At 65.1% G+C, this 17,352-nt stretch carries 10 protein-coding genes; all 10 read right to left on the bottom strand.

All coding sequences use genetic code 11. The features are described 5' to 3' along the window. Nucleotides 1-146 precede the first annotated feature (146 nt). Entirely contained in the window at nt 147-3,278 is a 3,132-nt protein-coding gene (locus KF791_19220) for a hypothetical protein (protein MBX3734712.1), read from the bottom strand. A 382-nt stretch (nt 3,279-3,660) separates the two neighbouring features. After that, a complete protein-coding gene (locus KF791_19225; protein ID MBX3734713.1) occupies nt 3,661-7,137 on the bottom strand; it encodes a hypothetical protein in 3,477 nt (1,158 codons plus the stop codon). A gap of 358 nt (nt 7,138-7,495) precedes the next feature. Beyond that, a complete protein-coding gene (locus tag KF791_19230) occupies nt 7,496-8,725 on the bottom strand; it encodes a type II toxin-antitoxin system HipA family toxin (GenBank protein ID MBX3734714.1) in 1,230 nt (409 codons plus the stop codon). Further along, a complete protein-coding gene (locus KF791_19235; GenBank protein ID MBX3734715.1) occupies nt 8,722-9,036 on the bottom strand; it encodes a helix-turn-helix domain-containing protein in 315 nt (104 codons plus the stop codon). Before KF791_19235 ends, KF791_19230 begins: the two co-directional genes overlap by 4 nt. A gap of 701 nt (nt 9,037-9,737) precedes the next feature. Beyond that, the gene (locus tag KF791_19240) at nt 9,738-10,196 is read right to left on the bottom strand and encodes a leucine-rich repeat protein (protein MBX3734716.1); all 459 of its coding nucleotides are present in this window, start codon (nt 10,194-10,196) and stop codon (nt 9,738-9,740) included. Next, nucleotides 10,172-10,333 carry a hypothetical protein gene (locus tag KF791_19245; protein ID MBX3734717.1) on the bottom strand — a complete coding sequence of 54 codons (162 nt, stop codon included), beginning with the start codon at nt 10,331-10,333 and terminating at the stop codon, nt 10,172-10,174. Before KF791_19245 ends, KF791_19240 begins: the two co-directional genes overlap by 25 nt. Further along, nucleotides 10,323-10,631 (bottom strand): nucleotidyltransferase domain-containing protein, encoded by a 309-nt coding sequence (locus KF791_19250; GenBank protein ID MBX3734718.1) that lies wholly within the window; start codon nt 10,629-10,631, stop codon nt 10,323-10,325. The genes KF791_19245 and KF791_19250 overlap by 11 nt, the downstream gene beginning before the upstream one ends. A 141-nt stretch (nt 10,632-10,772) precedes the next feature. After that, the gene (locus KF791_19255; protein MBX3734719.1) at nt 10,773-13,640 is read right to left on the bottom strand and encodes a hypothetical protein; all 2,868 of its coding nucleotides are present in this window, start codon (nt 13,638-13,640) and stop codon (nt 10,773-10,775) included. A gap of 164 nt (nt 13,641-13,804) precedes the next feature. After that, nucleotides 13,805-16,006: a leucine-rich repeat domain-containing protein gene (locus tag KF791_19260; GenBank protein ID MBX3734720.1), complete on the bottom strand. Its 2,202-nt coding sequence runs from the start codon at nt 16,004-16,006 to the stop codon at nt 13,805-13,807. A 164-nt stretch (nt 16,007-16,170) separates the two neighbouring features. After that, the gene (locus tag KF791_19265) at nt 16,171-17,007 is read right to left on the bottom strand and encodes a leucine-rich repeat domain-containing protein (protein MBX3734721.1); all 837 of its coding nucleotides are present in this window, start codon (nt 17,005-17,007) and stop codon (nt 16,171-16,173) included. Between the last annotated feature and the right edge of the window lie 345 nt (nt 17,008-17,352).

The raw sequence follows: 17,352 nt of genomic DNA on the forward strand, positions 1-17,352 counted from the left end.
GGCAAGCGGATTGGTCCTGATGGTCATGAACCTTGCCGACCGGGGCCTTGACGAGGGCCGGAGCGCAAAGACGATTTGAGCTCGCGGCCCCCCGTCCGGCCCATGCATGCCGGGAAGGTGGCTGGAAACGATGCCGGGCTGCCGGGCTACTGAACGGGCGGCTGAACACGGAAGAACCGTGAACCTTCGCTGGTGGGAGCCGTGAACGGTGTCCGGGTGTCGTAGCCTTCCAACCGGACTTCACCCGCCGGTTCCCAATGTTCGAGATCGGCACTGGCTTCGACTGGATACACACCTCCGGGAAAACCGTGGACGGTGGCTGCGAAATGGTTAACGGCCAGTTTCAAATCCCGTAGGGCCGGCGTCAGCGGGCCGAGGTTCAGCCGGACGAGGCTAGGAGCGTGCAGGCCATTCACGCGCTGGAACGGGCCGGAAAGGAACAACGTCCCGTCGGCGAGCATTGGGGTCGCCTCGGGGCCCGGTCCGAAGTCTTTTCCAAGAAATCGATCGGGTCCGGTCCCGAGATCGAAGCCGGAGTCCAGGGTTCCATCCGCGTTCAGCAGGGTGACGAAGCGCCGATTCTGACCGGCGATGGTGGTGAAATTGCCGCTCACCAGCAGGCGTCCATCCGGCAGGCAGACGAAGTCGTTCACATCGGCGTTGGGAGTGGGCGAACGAAACGTCAGGTCGTTGGAGCCGTCGGCGTTGAGCCGGGCCAGCTTCTTCGAAGCACGGCCGCCCAGCGTATCAAAGACCCCGCCCACCACGATCTTGCCGTCGGGCTGCTGGCGGATGCGCCACACCGGACCGGCGGCGCCGGTCCTCAGCTTGAACGTCGGGTCGAACGTGCCGTCCGGGTTCAACCGGGCCAGGTTGAGCATCGGTTTGCCATCCACCTGCTTGAAGTAGCCGCCCAACAGGATCCTTCCGTCTGCCTGGAGCGCCACGGTCTGGATGATCACAGTCCAGTCGCTCGTCGGCCCGCCGTTGGGCTGGAAGCTGGGGTCCACGCTGCCGTCGGTCAGCAACCGGGCGATGAAGGGACGCCGCCCACCGTTGATGTGCTCGAACGTGCCTCCAACCACGATCCGTCCGTCCGGTTGGATGACATGGCTGAGGACCGCTCCGTCGAAGCGGAGGTTGGAGCCGAACGACTCATCCAACCGTCCGTCCGGATGCAACCGGAGCATCGTGGTGCGGGGCTGGCCGTTGACCCGTGAGAAGGCCCCCGCCAGCAGCAGCTTGCCATCGGACTGGATCTCAACGGACGAGACAACGGCATTGGAGCCGAAGCCGAGGAGGGCGGATCCCAGACCGGCGAGACGGCGATGTCCGAGCAGGATCTCCGGCGGTTGAAACGACTCGTCCACCGTGCCGTCGGCGTTGAGGCGGGCGATGCCGGTGCGTTCATGGCCGCCCAAGCGGGAGAAGTTGCCCCAGACCATCAACTTTCCATCACTGCGGATCCGGGCGTTGAGATTGCCATCGGGATCCAGTGTGCGGCCGGGATTGCCGAGCACCGCCCCCGCCCGTTGGCCGTCCAGAATCCGCACGGTGTTCGTGCGCGTGCCGACCACGACGAAAAAGCTCCGGTCGGGGCCGGCCGCGGGTCTTGGCAGGATCGGGACGGCGATCTCCCACGGGATGGCTCCGGCCGCAGGGGTGAACGAGCCGCTCATCGGTTGATAGTCCGTTCCGGCCCTCGCGGTGCCGTCCACGGTGCGATAGGGAAGGACCGCTTCGCCCTCACCAAGGGGGCCGGTGAAGTTGACCCGGATCCAGGCCTCGCCGGCCAGTTCGCTCACGGCGAGCGGGCCGTCGGGGAATTCAATCTGCGAGTGGGCGGGCGGCGTGCTGGCGTCGAGGATGACGACCTCGGTGGTGCCCTGCCAGGCGATGCCGTGCCCGCCTTGGACTCCTGCAAGGCCCAGACGAAGTGTTTCCTCACCCTCGGCCACATCATCCTGGATCAAGGGAATCACCAGTTCGGCCGTGGCCTGATTCGTGGCGAAGTTGACCAGGGTGGAGATCGGCCGGGTGTAGTCCAGGCCCACCTTGGCCGGACTCGTGGGGTCGAACGTCACCGTGACCCGGGTGCTGGTGTCCAGATTCCCGGTGCGCACGAGCCGCACCGTGACCGAACCGTCCTGTTCGGCCGCAATGAAGCGCGGCTGGGCAAACCCGATGCGGCTGCCCGCCGTGCGGTAGAGGGCGACGTAGGGGGCGATTTCGTTGATGGTGCGGGAGCCATCCGACGGACGTTCGGCCTCGGCGGGAACCCCCATCGGCACGCCATCCAGTTGGAGCCGGGGATTGCCGAAATAGGGGACATAGATTCCGGGCTCGTAGGACATGACGTCCATGTAGGTCACTCCCTCCACCTCGAAGCGGTGCCCGAAGATGTAGGGCTTCCGGCCCGCGTAGTAGGGGGCATTCCGGGGATCATCCAGACCGGCGTGTTCCCGATCGTGCGCACAACCCAGCAAATGTCCGAGCTCGTGAGCCAGGAACATCGACCCCTTTCCCATGCCCTGACGTCGGATCACCATGAAGCCCGTGGCCGGGTTTCCCTGGGGCGGGGTGAGATCCCACGCCTGGCCGTAGATTCCCTGGTTTTCCAGCTCGGTGAGCAGGCAGACGAGGTCGGCCTTGTAGTCGTTGCGCAACTGCTGCACCCGGTCCATGCCGTCCACACCATTGGCCAGGCGGTAGTTGTCCCGCGGCAGGTCGCCGGTCTCAAACGTGTCGTAAAGCCCCATGAAGACGGGATTGATGCGGACGTTGATGAGGCTGTTGGTCAGGCGGTAGTTCATCTCGTCCACCGATTCCAAGATGCGCTGGCGGATGCCTTCCTCGTTGCCCTCGCCGATCATGGCCTGAGGCGTGTAGAGGAACATCACGTCCACCACAGTGGGTTCGGACAACGTGTCGGCCGGCGGCAGGTCCACGGCCTGGGGACCCACACCCGCGCGGGCGAGGCCGGAGACCGCGTCCCCGGCGGGCACCGGTTGCGGCACGGTGCCGCAGAAGGCATGGGCTCGGGAGTCGACCTGGGAGATCTCCAGCACCTCGCCATCGCCCAGCGGAGCGACCCGGAACGCGCCCAGGCCGGTGAGGCGCAGGAAGCCGGTGAGACTCCGTCCCTCCAGCGTCAGGGTGACACTGCTGGCCTCATCGGACGTCGCGCGCCCGCGGACCACCCAGCCGCCGGTCACAGTGGGTTCCACCGACTCGACGGCGAGGGTGATGTCCTGGTTATCCAGCAGGTCGAGTCGCACCTGGCGTCCGGGCTGAAACCATTCGGCCGCCCGGGTCGGCAGCTGCGGGTTCAGGCGTGCGGTCCGGGATCGTGACGGGGTTCGCCTCCATCCGCTGGCTGTCGCTGGCGATGACTCCGACTGGACCGGCAGAAGGAGCGCCGGGCGGGGTTCGGAATCGGACTCGGCGTGTGCTGGGAGCGCCCCGGTTGAGGCCCAGGCGAGAACGGCCAATGTTGCGTTGAGTCCCCTGCGGAAGAAGCCCGGGGGCTGTGGGGTGGAACGTGATGGGAATAGGTTCATGCCCCCGTTGCACACCGCACTTCCGGGAAAGGGATTCGCGGATAATTGAGAATTCGTTTCCCGCGCCCAACCCAAAGGGAAACGGCGGGCCGGAGCGCACTCACGGTTCGCGCTCGCGGCCCGCCGCCCGATTCACACGGGCCGGGAGAATGACGGGAACACCGCCGGGCTGCTGACCGTGAGGCGTCAGGCGGAAGAAGCGTGAACCTTCCCCGGTCGGAGCCGTGAATTGAGTCCGGGTGTCGTAGCCTTCCAGTCGGACTTCGCCGGCCTGTTCCCAATGCTCGAGATCGGCACTGGCTTCGACTGGATACACACCTCCCGCCAGGCCGTGCACGGTGGCGGCCAGTTGGGTCGCGGCCAGTTTCAAATCCCGTAGGGCCGGCGTCAGCGGGCCGAGGTTCAGCCGGACGAGGCTCGGAGCGTGCAGGCCATTCACGCGCTGGAACGGACCCGAGAGATAGAGCGTTCCGTCCGCGAGCAATGCGGTCGCTTCAGAGTCCAGTCCGACTTCCCTTCCGAGAAAGCGATCCGGCCCGGTCCCGAGATCGAAGCTGGAGTCCAGGGTCCCGTCCGCGTTCAGCAGGGTCAAGAAGCGCCGGTCCTGACTGGCGATGGTGGTAAAGCTACCGCTGACCAGCAGCCGTCCATCCGGCAGGCAGACGAAGTCGTTCACATCGGCGTTCGGGTTGGGCGGGCGGAAGGTCAGGTCGTTCGAACCGTCGGCGTTGAGCCGGGCCAGCTTCTTCGAAGCACGGCCGCCCAGCGTGTCAAAGACCCCGCCCACCACGATCTTGCCATCGGGCTGCTGCCGGATGCGCCACACCGGACCGGCGGCGCCGGTCCTCAGCTTGAAGGTCGGGTCGAAGGTGCCGTCCGGGTTCAACCGCGCCAGGTTGAGCATCGGTTTGCCGTCCACCTGCTTGAAGAAGCCGCCCAGCAGGATCTTTCCGTCCGCCTGGAGCGCAAAGGTCTGGATGATCACGGTCCAGTCGCTCGTCGGCCCGCCGTTGGGCTGGAAGCTGGGGTCCACGCTCCCGTCGGGCAGCAACCGGGCGATGAAGGGACGCCGCTCACCGTTGATGCGCTCGAACGTGCCTCCGACCACGATCCGTCCGTCCGGTTGGATGACGAGGCTGATGACCGCTCCGTCGAAGCGGAGGCCTGGACCGAACGATTCATCCACCCGCCCATCCGGTTGCAACCGGACCAGTGTGGTGCGGGGCTGGCCGTTGACCCGTGAAAATGAGCCGACCAACAGCAGTTTTCCGTCAGGCTGGACGCCGACCGAGGCGATTTTGGCGTTGGCGTTGAAACTCACGAGCGCCGCTCCGAGACCGGCCAGACGGCGGTGCCCCAGCAGAATCTCCGGCGGTTGAAACGACTCGTCCACCGTGCCGTCGGCGTTGAGTTGAGCGATGCCGGTGCGTTCATGGCCGCCCAAGCGGGAGAAGCTGCCCCAGACGAGCAGTTTTCCGTCGCCGCGGATCCGGGCGTTGAGATCGCCATCGGGATCGAGTTGGAGACCGGGATTGCCGAGCAACGCCCCCACCCGTTGGCCGTCCAGGATCCGCACGGTGTTCGTGCGCGTGCCGACCACGACGAAAAAACTCCGGTCGGGGCCGGCCGCGGGTTGCGGCAGGATCGGGACGGCGATTTCCCACGAGGTTTCCCCGGCGGGGTGGGTGAGCGTGCCACTCACCGGCTGATAGTCCGTTCCGGCGGTCGCGGTGCCGTCCACGGTGCGATAGGGAAGGACCAATTCGCCGTCGCCGAGGGGCCCGGCGAAGTTCACCCGAACCCGGGCTTCGGCGACCGATTCGGTGACGGCGAGCGGGCCGTCGGGGAATTCAATCTGCGAGTAGGCGGGTGGCGTGCTGGCGTCCAGGATGACGACCTCCGTGGTTCCCTGCCCGGCAATGCCGTGGTCGCCCTGCACCGAAGTGAGGCCCAATCGGAGTGTTTCCTCTCCCTCGGCCACGTCATCCTGAATCAACGGAATCACCAGTTCGGCCGTGGCCTGGTTCGTGGCGAAGCTGACCAGCACGGAGGCCGGCCGGGTGTAGTCCTGGCCAGCCTTGGCCGGACTGGTGGCGTCGAAGGTCACCGTGACCAGCGTGCTGGTATCCAAGTCGCCGGTGCGCACCAGCCGCACGGTGACTGAGCCGTCCTGCTCGGCGGCAACGAAGCGCGGTGCGGCGAACCCAATGCGGCTGCGCGCCGTGCGGTAAAGAGCGACGTAGGGCGCGGTTTCGTTGATGGTGCGGGCGCCGTCCGACGGGCGTTCGGCCCCGGCTGGGACGCCCAGCGGCACGCCATCCAGTTGGAGCCGGGGATTGCCGTAATAGGGGACAAAGATGCCGGGTTCGTAGGACATGACGTCAATGTAGGTCACTCCCTCCACCTCCAAGCGGTGGCCGAAAATGTAGGGCTTCCTGGCAGCGTAGAAGGGGGCGTCGAGTGGTAGTGTTGCATGTTCCCGGTCATGGTCGCAGCCCAGCAGGTGCCCAAGCTCGTGCGCCAGAAACGGGGAACCCTTTCCCATGGCTATCCGACGGATCACGGAAAAGCCCGTGGCCTGGTTCCCATGGGGCGGGGTCAGATCCCACGCCTGGCCAGCAAAGCCCTGGTTTTCCAATTCGGTGATCAAGACGACGAGGTCCGCCTTGTGGTCGTTGCGCAACTGCGACACCCGCTCCATCCCGGCCGTGCCGTTGGCGAGCCGCGAAAGGTCCCGCGGCAGATCGCCGGTCTCAGACGTGTTGTAGAGCCCGATGAAGACGGGGTGGATGCGGACGTTGATGAGGCTGTTGGTCAGGCGGTAGTTCATCTCGTCCACCGATTCCAAGATGCGCTGGCGGATGCCTTCCTCGTTGCCCTCACCGACCACCGCCTGAGGCGTGTAGAGGAACATCACCTCCACCACCGTTGGCTCGGGGAGCGTGTCGGCTGGGGGAAGCTCTCCGGCATGGGGACCCACACCCGCGCGGGCGATGCCGGAGACCGCGTCCCCGGCGGGCACCGGTTTCGGCACGGTGGCGCAGAAGGCATGGCTCCGGGCGTCCACCTGGGAGATCTCCAGCACCTCGCCAGCGCCCAGCGGAGCGACCCGGAACGCGCCCAAGCCAGTGAGGCGCACAAAGCCGGTGAGACTGTGATCCTCCAGCACGAGCGTAACGCTGCTGGCCTCATCCGAGGTCGCCCGCCCGTGGATCACCCTTCCGCCGGTTGCCGTGGGTTCCACCGACTCAACGGCAACGGTGATGTCCTGGTGGTCCAGCAGATCGAGCCGCACCTCGCGGCCGGGCTGAAGCCAGTCGGCCGCGCGGGTCGGCAGCTCCGGGTTCAGGCGTGCGATTCGCGATCGTGACGGGGTTCGCCTCCATCCGCTGGCTGTCGCTGGCGATGACTCCGACTGGACCGGCAGAAGGAGCGCCGGGAGGGGTTCGGAATCGGACTCGGCGTGCGTTGCGAACACCCCGGTTGAGGCCCAGGCGATGACGGCCAATGTTGCATTGAGTCCCCTGCGGAAGAAGCCCGGGGGCCGTGGGGTGGAACGTGATGGGAGTAAGTTCATGCACCCCTTGCCACCGCACTTTCGGGAAAGGGATTCGCGGATTTTTAAGGGATCGTCTCCCGCGCCCATGCCGAACGGGAACGGCCGGGTCGGGAATGAGCCGCAGAGCGGTCCCGCCTAGGGTCGTGGGAGATGGGGTTGGGGGCCGTTGCGATGGGTGTGGACCGGATTCGGCGTAATTGGCGGGCTGGACGGAAGAATCAAGAACGACTGGCGTCGAGGGATGAAGAACAGACCCAACTCAGCTCGATTTCATCAGCATTTTGGTTCGGCGGGAACCACCCCATTACGGAATGGCGCTGGGAGGCAGGGCGGGGCAGAAGGGTTGCGTGCGCCCGATCGGCACGGTGTGTGCCGATCACGCCTTGATCAGGGAGGCGGCTTCGTTGATCGACGGATTCTCGAAGGCGCTGGCGTACGCGGAGATCGTTCCAGCGGAAAGACGGAGGCGTCGGGCGGTCTGGCGCCATTGCTGAATGACGGTCAGGACGTCCCGAAGAATCTCCCTCGCTTCCGCAGCCCGGAGACCGAAGCGGGGGGCTGCGTCCAGGGCGACTGCGACGCTCGGTTCCTCCTGATGTTCGGTGATGGGAGTCTTCGGGGTCTGACTGCGATCCATCTCCGGAACCGGGTTGAGGTCGTAGGCGGGCGACAGCGACCAGTGGCCCGCCGCGTGCATCAGGAAGCCATGGTTCCGGAGGTGGTCGTCGTAGTTGCTGGCGAGGAGCGAGAAGATGAGGCGACGCCAGAGTTCGCGCAGATCCTCCCGCACGGCTGCACCGCACTGACGGATGCCATCGGCGAGCAGGGTGTAGGAGCCGGCCTCGCCCGGAGTGAGTCCGAGGAGACTGTGAGCGGAAAGGAACGGGATGCGTCGCGGGCCGATCCGGTCGAAGCGGGTGATGACGGAGACACCACGGCCGCGCACCCGGACGAGTTGATGTTCCGGCACGCGGATCCCCGCCTCCCGGGCCAGCCCGAGGGCCAGCACCTCACCGGCAGCGATGTCCCGGGTGTCATCGGGCTTGGGGAACTTGGCGATGGCGAGCTGTCCGTCCGGGAGCGCGACCACCGACTTCGGGCGCGCCCCGCCCAAGGGTGAGCCGGCACCCAGCAGGAAGCGAAGGTCCTGGGCGGTTTCAGTTTCCCCGTGGACGGCGTCGGTGGCGTTGAGCAGAGCGGCCAGTTGGACCACGGGTGGCACCCTGCCGGAACGGGTGGCGAGGAATGGCCCTTCCGAGCCAGTCCGGAAGCGGAGGGCCCCGATGCGGGTGGAGTCCTCAAGGGCCAGGACGTAGTCCAGATCCCGGTAGGGTTTGGCATCCAGGACATGTCGGCGGACCGCCCGCTCGATCAGGACCCGGCCCCACCGATCCGGACCGCAGTCCTGGATGGCGCCGAACAGGCTCGGGCTGTGATGCGGGCCAGCCCGGAGAGGCAGGCTCGTGGGATCGATGGCGAAGGCCTTCGGCTGGCTGAGCCAGGTGGGATGGTACTCGAAGGTGACCGTGGCGCCCCGGGCAGCCGGGCGCAGCAGTCCCACCCGCTTCGTCTCACCTTCCCATTCGATGTGGACCTCGATGCTCATGCCTTCCTTCGGCGGATCCGTTTGGGCAGCCGTTCCTCATCGAGTTCGAAGGCGAGCGTGTCCTGGGCCGGGGCGGCGAGTTGGGCGAGGCGCTCGTGGAGCTGGAGCACGAAGGTGGCGTTGGCGAAGGCACCCAGCGCCACCGTCGGGTCGCCCTTCTCCAGACGCCAGAGCGTGCGGCGGCTGATGAAGAGCCGTTCGGCCATGTCCGCCGTGGAGATTCCCCGGCGCCGACGGGCAAGGGCGAGGTCGTGCCCGAGCTGGCGCAGGGCACGGGTCACGGGCAAGGGCAAGGAGGATATCTCGGACACGGTTTGAATGTATCGTAAACGCACCACAACATTCAATAAAGTATCATTAAGGACACTCACATTGGCCGCCGATCGGCCGAGCGGGAAGCGGTGTCACCCCCAGCGCGGACGGCAGGTGAAATTGCCGGTTTCAAAACCGGGTCGGGAATGGGCCGCAGAGCGGTCCCGCCCCGGGGTTGCGGGAGATGGGGTCCTTTCGACGTGGAATCCAAAGGAACCGTCGGGCAGCCCGCCGGCGGCGTTCGGCCGGCCGATGGCCGGCACTGGGGTTTGGACATTTTTCAGTCTGATTTGGGCCTCGGCTGGGCGAGGGGAATCGACCCAACGCCAACGGCGTTACGTCCCAGAGCCCAAGGTTGGCGCCCCGCGCCTACCTTGGGTCCACTCGCGATGGATCGCCAACCCCAACGGGGTTGCGCCCAAGAATCCTCTAAATCGCGGGATGGATCGGTGATACGTCTGTTGGCCACGCTCGTGGTATGCCTCAATCACTTTCCTCGGTTTATCTGCACCTTGTCGTTTCGACCAAGGAGCGGCGCCCGTGGCTACGGGACCAAACCGTCCGACAGTCCTTGCACACCCAACTCGGGGCCATCGCCAAGCGCCTGGAATGTCCGCCTCTCTTGGTAGGTGGAGTTGACGACCACGTGCATCTGCTCGGTCAACTTGGCCGATCGATTTCCCAGGCGGTATGTCTGGGACTAGGACGCAACCCCGTTGGGGTTGAGGGCATCAATTTCGTCCTTACCCAAGGTAGGCGTGGGGCGCCAACCTTGGGCTGGGGGACGATACCCCGTTGGGGTAAAGCAGTCGGAGGAGTGCATGCCGAAAATGTCCAAACTCCAGGGCCGGCCGAGAGCCGGCAGCCACAGGGCGGTGGGAGCACCGCCAAACGTATCGGACCAGCCTGAGGTGCCGGGCAGGTAAAGGACGGTGGGCAAGACGGGGCCGAAGAAGCCGTCGCCGACCGTAGCCGGTGCGTTCCCGGCAAATCGTGCGTAGGTCAGGCCCGTGCAGCTGTAGAACGCATAGCTTTCAATGGTGGTGAGGCTGTTGGGAATGGTGATTTGGGTCAGGCCCGTGCAATGGGCGAAGGGGCCACAGGGACACCTGTCGAATCCGAAGATCAACGAATTCAGCGATAGGTGTCCCCTCCGCATCCAAACTCGCGCTCGACCGTGCGGCGGAACCAGCGGTCGGCGGCGTACGCCTCGAAGGTGCTGCCCGTGCACCGCAGCCGGATGCTGGCCCCGGCCTCCGACACGTCCAGCAACAGCTTCTTTTCTTCAGGCCTCATAGACGAGTTGCCGCGTCGTTTCGAGTACCTGGCGGAAGTATGGATTGCGGACCGAACGTTCCGTCACCAAATCCACCTGCCGCCCGAACACACGTTCCAGTTCGTGGGCCAGCCCGAAGTAGTTTTCGGTGTATTCCGCGGGCGAGTCGTCTGCCAGTGATACGAGGAAATCGAGGTCGCTCGACTCGGGCCGGAAGCCTCCGCGGGCGGCCGAGCCAAACAGGTACAACCGCCTGACCTTGAAACGACGGCACGCGGCCACCAAGGCGGGAATCTTGTCGGCAAGCGGCGCGATCATACCGGCGGCAACCTGACAGGACCGGCATCTGCCAGCAAGCGGGGCTGCGCGCTAGGGACAGGACATCTGTCGGATCTGAAAATCCACGAGTTCGGCGATAGTGTCCTGTCCCCTGCGCCCCCCCCCTGTCGTCACCGCCGCTCACGGCGAAGGCGTCTTGATCCGAAAGAGCTGGGTATCGCCGGCCGCAAGGGCCGAAAAGACCGCCGAGTGGTCGGGCGCATCCACCCACACGTCGCCGGCCGGACGCCACGCCTTGAGGTCGGTCGTGGATTCGATCTCATACCGGGCACCCGGAAGGCCGAGCACATGGGCGTGGAATCGGCCGGTCGCGTCCGTGTTGACGTCGGTGAAGGCCCCGGCGATCTGGGGAAGGCGCAGGCGGGCGAGATAGGGGGCGGGCTGCCCATTGAAACTCTGCAACGTCCCACCGAGATACAATGAACCGTCGCCGCCGGCGGCGACGGCCCAGACATGATCGCCGGCGCCCCGTCCAAGGTCGAACGATTCATCAACCGTTCCGTCCTCGTTGAGCAACGCCACGAAACGGCGGTTCGCACCCGCGATGACGGTGAACCCGCCCGCCACCAGAAGTTGTCCATTGGGCAAGGGCTGCAGGTGGATGATCTCGCCGTTGGGCTGCGGCGCCGTGAACGTGGGATCGATGCTTCCATCCGGACTCAGGCGCACCAGACGCCGAATGGACCGGCCGCCGACGCGCTCGAAGAACCCGCCCGCATAGGCCCTTCCGTCCGGCAGCGCAGAAACGGACAGGACGGCGGTCTTGGCCCCCGTCTTGAGGAGGGGAAAGGTCGTGTCCAGCGAGCCATCCGAATTCAGCCGGAAGAGGTTTGTCGCGGCCGAGTTGTTGTAGTGGGTGATGAAGCTGCCGCCGACAAGCAGTCGTCCGTCCCCAACAAGCCCGATGCCGGACACCGCCACGGCGGTGCCCTGCACTCCGGGTTCGAGGCGAAACGTCGGATCGAGCGAGCCGTCGGCGTTCAATCGGGCCAAACCTTGAACCGGGCGGTCGCCGACATGCTCAAACGCGCCGCCCACCAGCAGGCGTCCGTCCGGTTGCTCCACCACGGTCCAGACGGCGCCGTCGAAGCCGGGGTGTTGGAACGTCGTGTCCAGACGTCCATCGGGTTTGATCCGGACAAGATTGCGGGCGGGTGTCCCGTCGGCGAGCCCGATGAATCCGCCTGCCATCCAGTGGCCACTCGCCAGCGGCGTCACACAGAGAATCTTGGTGGGGGGAATCTCCGGTAGTTCGAACGGGGCCGAGACGAGTTCCGGCGGCACGAACTCCGCGCTGAGGCTGCCATCCGCTCGCAGGCGGGCCAGCCCGGTGCGCCGGACGCCTCCCACCTGCGTGAAGTCGCCCGCCAACAGGACGCCGCCGGAAGGGAGGGCGCGCAGGGCGATGACCGTTCCGTTCGGCGCGGCGACCGGCAGAAGGCTTCCGGGTCGTGAATCATCCAGGATCTCCACCCTCAGCTCCGCGTTTCCAAGGCCGATCCGGGCAAACTCGTCGGTCTCCGGAAACGAGTCGGGTAGGGAACGGATCTGAAGGGTCTGGCGACGTTGGGCGGCAGTGAACGTCAGGCGGGCCGGGGTCACTTCGAAGTCAGTGCCCGGTGTTGCGGTGTCCCCTTCCCTGCCGATGGCCAAATCGACTTCATGCGTCCCACCTTCCGCCAAGTGACCGGTGAACTCGACCGTCACCTCCGCGATGCCGCCGTTTTCCGCAAGAGACACCGAAGGTTGGCTCAGAGAAATGGCCGGTTCGTTGTCGCGGATGGTGATGGTACAGGCGGAGTCGGCATTCAGACCGTGATTGCCCTGGACGGTCGAAAGTCCAATTCGCAGCGTCTCATCCCCTTCGAGCAGGTCATCCTCCAGGATGGGAATCACCAGTTCCGCCGTGGCCTGGTTGGTCCCGAAGGTGACGAAGGTGCTCACCGGCCGGGTGAAATCCTGTCCGACCCTGGCGGGGCTGGTGTTGTCGAAGGTCACGGTGACCCGGGTGCTGCTGTTCAGATCGCCAGTACGTAACAAGGGCACGGTCACCGAGCCTTCTCCTTCGGCGACCGACAGGGAGCTCTTTGCGAAACCAATCCGGCTGAGGGCGGTGCGGTAGGCCGCCACGATGGGCGCCGCGCGGTTCAGGGTCTGCGCGTTGTCGGCCTCGCCTGGCTGTCCGGCAGGAATTCCCAGGGGCACACCGGCGAAGTTCAGGTTGGGATTGGAGAACAGGTTGAGCTGGATGCCGGGATCATAGGCCATGGCGGTGCGATACAGCACCCCACCCACCTCGAATCGCCGCCCATTGCTGTAGGGGAACAATGCCCTGATGGACTGAAACGGGGTGGGATAGCCGTGCTCGACGTCATGACCGGCACCCAGAAAATGGCCCGTCTCGTGGATCAGGCCCAACCCTGCGTGCTCCGTCCAGCGGGGACTGCCAGCAAAGATCGTCCTCCTCATGACGCTCATGCAGCGGTTGGGCTGGCCTTGGAGATCATTTAAACCGGTGGCTACGCCGTCGTAGAAGTTGGCGTCGGATTCGATGACCAGGTAAACGAAGTCGGCCTTGTAGTCGCTGCGCAGGGTGGCGATCCGGGAGTCGGAATACATCGCGTTGTGTTCGGTCAACATGTCGCCGCTCTCCACCCAGGTGCTGTGAAGTCCGATCCACACCGGATTCAGCCGCACGCCGATGAGGCTCCGGGCAAAGGAGTAGTTGGCGCTGTCAATGACCGCCCGGATGGACCGGCGTAGGGCTTCCTCATCGCCCTGCGCCGCCCGCGCCCTCGGGGTATAGAGCAGGATGATGTCCACCTCGACGGGTTCCGTGGAGGGATCCCAGATCCCGTCGGATGCGGCCTGGCCGTGGGATCGGAGACTGAACAGGAACGCGCTGACCAGCGTGGCCAGCGCGACGTGGAGTCCCCGGCGGAGGAAGCCCGGCGGCTGCGGGGCGGAACGTGGTAGGAACAAGTTCATGCACCCCTTGCCACCGGACTTCCGGGAAAAGGATTCGCCAATCGTTCAGGAATCTTTCCCCACGCCCAAAACGCATGGAAACGGCGGGCCGGAACGCACACACAGTTTCGCGCTCGCGGCTCGCCGCCCGGCCCACCCGGGTCAGGAAAAACAACCCGCCCAGCTTACGGCGTCCGCAGGCGGTAGAGACGGTTGGGGTGGCTGGCGGCGGCGGGATCGCTGAACTGGGCGGTGCCGGTGGCGTCGAGGGTCAGGGTGCCTACGGGCTGCCAGTCGGGGTGCGTGAGGTCAGCGCAGGCCTCGACATTGACCTGACGTTGGGGAGCCCAATCGACAGGGAATCCAAAGGAACCGTCGGGCAGCCCGCCGTCGGTGGTCGGCAGGCCGATGGCCGGGAGCCACAGGGCGGTGCGCGCACCGCCGAACGTATCGGACCAGCCTGAGGTGCCGGGCAGGTAAAGGACGGTGGGGAAGACGGTGTCGCCGAAGAACGGGTATTCCTCACTTGGTGCGTTGCCCAGAAATCTCACGAATCTAAGGTTCCAGCAGTCAGAGAACGCATTAATTCCGATGGATGCAAGGCTGTCGGGCAGGGTGATCTGGGTCAGGCCCGTGCAGTCGGAGAACGCCCGATTTCCGATGGTGGTGAGGCTGTCGGGCACGCTGACTTCGCTCAGGCCCGTGCAGCCGTAGAACGCATAGCCTTCGATGGTGGTGAGGCTCTCGGGAAAGGTGATCTGCGTCAGGCCCGTGCAGCCGTAGAACGCATAGCCTTCGATGGTGGTGAGGCTCTCGGGAAAGGTGATCTGGGTCAGGCTCCTGCAGTTGAAGAACGCCCAATCTCCAATGGCGGTGAGGCTGTTGGGCAAGGTGATCTGCCTCAGGCTGGTGCAGCCGTCGAACGCCCCATCTCCGATGGTGGTGAGGCTCTCGGGAAAGGTGATCTGCCTCAGGCTGGTGCAGTCAAAGAACGCCTGATTTCCGATAGTGGTGAGGCTGTCGGGCAGGGTGACCTCGGTCAGGCCTGCGCAGCGGGAAAACGCCTCGGCTCCGATGGAAGTAACACCATCGGGAAGGGTGTAGTTGCCCGCCCGCCCAAAGGAATACTGTAGAATTGCGGTCTGGCCTTTGTCGAACAACACGCCCCCAACGCTGCTGTAGTGGAGGTTCGCACTGGCAACGTCTATGGCAGTGAGTTCCGTGCAGCCGGAGAACACCTCATTTCCGATGGTGATGAGGCTGTTGGGCAAGGTGACCTGGGTCAGGCGCGTGCAGCCGAAGAAAGCCCGGTACTCAATGGAGGTGAGGCTGTTGGGCAAGGTGATCTGGGTCAGCCCTGTGCAGCCGTTGAACGCCTCGTATCCGATGGTGGTGAGGCTGTTGGGCAGGCTGATCTGGGTCAGGCCCGTGCAGCCGTTGAACGCCTCGTATCCGATGGTGGTGAGGCTCTCGGGAAAGGCGATCTGCGTCAGGCTCGTGCAGCCGAAGAACGCCTTGTATCCGATGGTGGTGAGGCTGTTGGGCAGGCTGATCTGGGTCAAGCCCGTGCAGCCACCGAATGCACCGCCTCCGAGGGTAGTGAGGCTGCTGGGAAGGGTGATCTGGGTCAGACCCGTGCAGCCATCGAATGCACCGCCTTCGATGGTGGTGAGGCTCTCGGGAAAGGTGATCTGCGTCAGGCCCGTGCATCCGGAGAACGCCGGATTTCCGATGGTGGTGAGGCTCTTGGGCAGGGTGATCTGGGTCAGACCCGTGCATCCGGAGAACGCCCAATTTCCGATGGTGGTGAGGCTGTCTGGCAGGGTGATCTGGGTCAGCCCTGTGCAGTCGGAGAACGCCCGATTTCCGATGGTGGTGAGGCTGTCGGGCAGGGTGATCTGGGTCAGGCCCGTGCAGCCGGAGAACGCATTGCCTCCGATGGTGGTGAGGCTCTCGGCAAAGGTGATCTGCGTCAGACCCGTGCAGCGGGCGAACGCAAACTCTCCGATGGTGGTGAGGCTGTCGGGCAGGCTGATCTGGGTCAGGCCCGTGCAGCCAAAGAATGCAGAGCCTTCGATGGTGGTGAGGCTCTCGGGAAAGGTGATTTGGGTCAGGCTTGCGCGGTTAACGAACGCACGGTCTCCGATTCTCGTGACGGGGAGGCCATTGAGCTTGGCAGGGATGGTCACCGCCCCGCCTGCGCCCCTATATCCCGTGATCGTGATGCCATTCTGGTTCGTAACGTAGTTGAACGGGAAGCCATTCTGTGCGCGCAGTTCGAGGTTGGATCCCAGGAAAAGGGCCATGGCCAGCAGGGGTAGCAGGCGGGCCAGGCGGCCGATCCGGCTTGCCCACCCGGTGGAGGAAATCGAGATGCCAGAGTTCATGCACACTTTGCCACCGCACTTCCGGGAAGAGGATTCGCGGAATTTTCGGGAATCGTGGTCCTCGCCCAAAACGCATGGAAACGGCGGGCCGGAACGCACACACGGTTCGCGCTCGCGGCCCGCCGCCTGACCCACACGGGTCAGGAAAAACAACCCGCCCGGGCTCAAGGAGTCCGCAGGCGGTAGAGACGGTTGGGGTGGCTGGCGGCGGCGGGATCGCTGAACTGGGCCGCGCCGGTGGCGTCGAGAGTCAGGGTGCCCACGGTTTGCCAATCGGGGTGCGTGAGGTCGGCGCAGGCCTCGACGGTGACCTGGCGGTGCGGCGCCCAATCGACGGGGAATCCAAAGGAACCGTCGGACAGCCCGCCGGCGGTGGTCGGCCGGCCGATGGCCGGCAGCCACAGGGTGGTGGGTAGACCGGCAAATGTATCGCTCCACCCGGTCGCGTCGGGCAGGTAGAGGACGATGATGTCGCCGAAGAACGGGATTATGTCGCCGAAGAACGGGTATTCCTCACTCGGTGCGTTGCCCAGAAATCTCACGAATCTAAGGTTTGGGCAGTCAGAGAACGCATTAATTCCGATGGATGTAAGGCTGTCGGGCAGGGTGATCTGGGTCAGGCCCGTGCAGCCGTAGAACGCCCCGTCTCCGATGGTGGTGAGGCTGTTTGGCAAGATGACCTGGGTCAGGCCCGTGCAGTCAAAGAACGCCCAATTTCCGATGGTGGTGAGGCTGTCGGGCAGGGTGACCTCGGTCAGGCCTGCGCAGCGGGAAAACGCCTCGGCTCCGATGGAAGTGACACCATCGGGCAGGGTGTAGTTGCCCGCCCGCCCAAAGGGATACTGTAGAATTGCGGTCTGGCCTTTGTCGAACAACACGCCCCCAACGCTGCTGTAGTGGGGGTTCGCGCTGGCAACGTCTATGGCGGTGAGGTTCGTGCAGCCGTAGAATGCCCCGTATCCGATGGCGGTGAGGCTGTTTGGCAAGATGACCTGGGGCAAGCCCGTGCAGCCACCGAATGCACCGCCTTCGATGGTGGTGAGGCTCTCGGGAAAGGTGATTTGGGTCAGGCCCGTGCATCCGGAGAACGCAGACTCTCCGAGGGTGGTGAGGCTCTCGGGAAAGGTGATCTGCGTCAGGCTCGTGCAGCCGGTGAACGCCAAATTTCCGACGGTGGTGACACCGTCGGGCAGCCTGTAGGCGCCCAGCCGTCCACCGGGATATTGTAAAATGACGGTCTGGCCTTTGTCGAACAGCACGCCCCCAACGCTGCTGTAGTTGGGGTTCGCACTCGCAACGTCTATGGCCCTGAGGACCGTGCAGCCATAGAACGCATGCTTTCCGAT

It is taken from the genome of Verrucomicrobiia bacterium (assembly GCA_019634635.1).
Classification (GTDB): Bacteria; Verrucomicrobiota; Verrucomicrobiia; order Limisphaerales; family UBA9464; genus UBA9464.

Coding starts and splice junctions, on each gene's coding strand:
- KF791_19255 (MBX3734719.1), bottom strand. CDS start 13,640: ATGAACTTGTTCCTACCACGTTCCGCCCCGCAGCCGCCGGGCTTCCTC.
- KF791_19225 (MBX3734713.1), bottom strand. CDS start 7,137: ATGAACTTACTCCCATCACGTTCCACCCCACGGCCCCCGGGCTTCTTC.
- KF791_19240 (MBX3734716.1), bottom strand. CDS start 10,196: ATGCGGAGGGGACACCTATCGCTGAATTCGTTGATCTTCGGATTCGAC.
- KF791_19245 (MBX3734717.1), bottom strand. CDS start 10,333: ATGAGGCCTGAAGAAAAGAAGCTGTTGCTGGACGTGTCGGAGGCCGGG.
- KF791_19230 (MBX3734714.1), bottom strand. CDS start 8,725: ATGAGCATCGAGGTCCACATCGAATGGGAAGGTGAGACGAAGCGGGTG.
- KF791_19260 (MBX3734720.1), bottom strand. CDS start 16,006: ATGAACTCTGGCATCTCGATTTCCTCCACCGGGTGGGCAAGCCGGATC.
- KF791_19250 (MBX3734718.1), bottom strand. CDS start 10,631: ATGATCGCGCCGCTTGCCGACAAGATTCCCGCCTTGGTGGCCGCGTGC.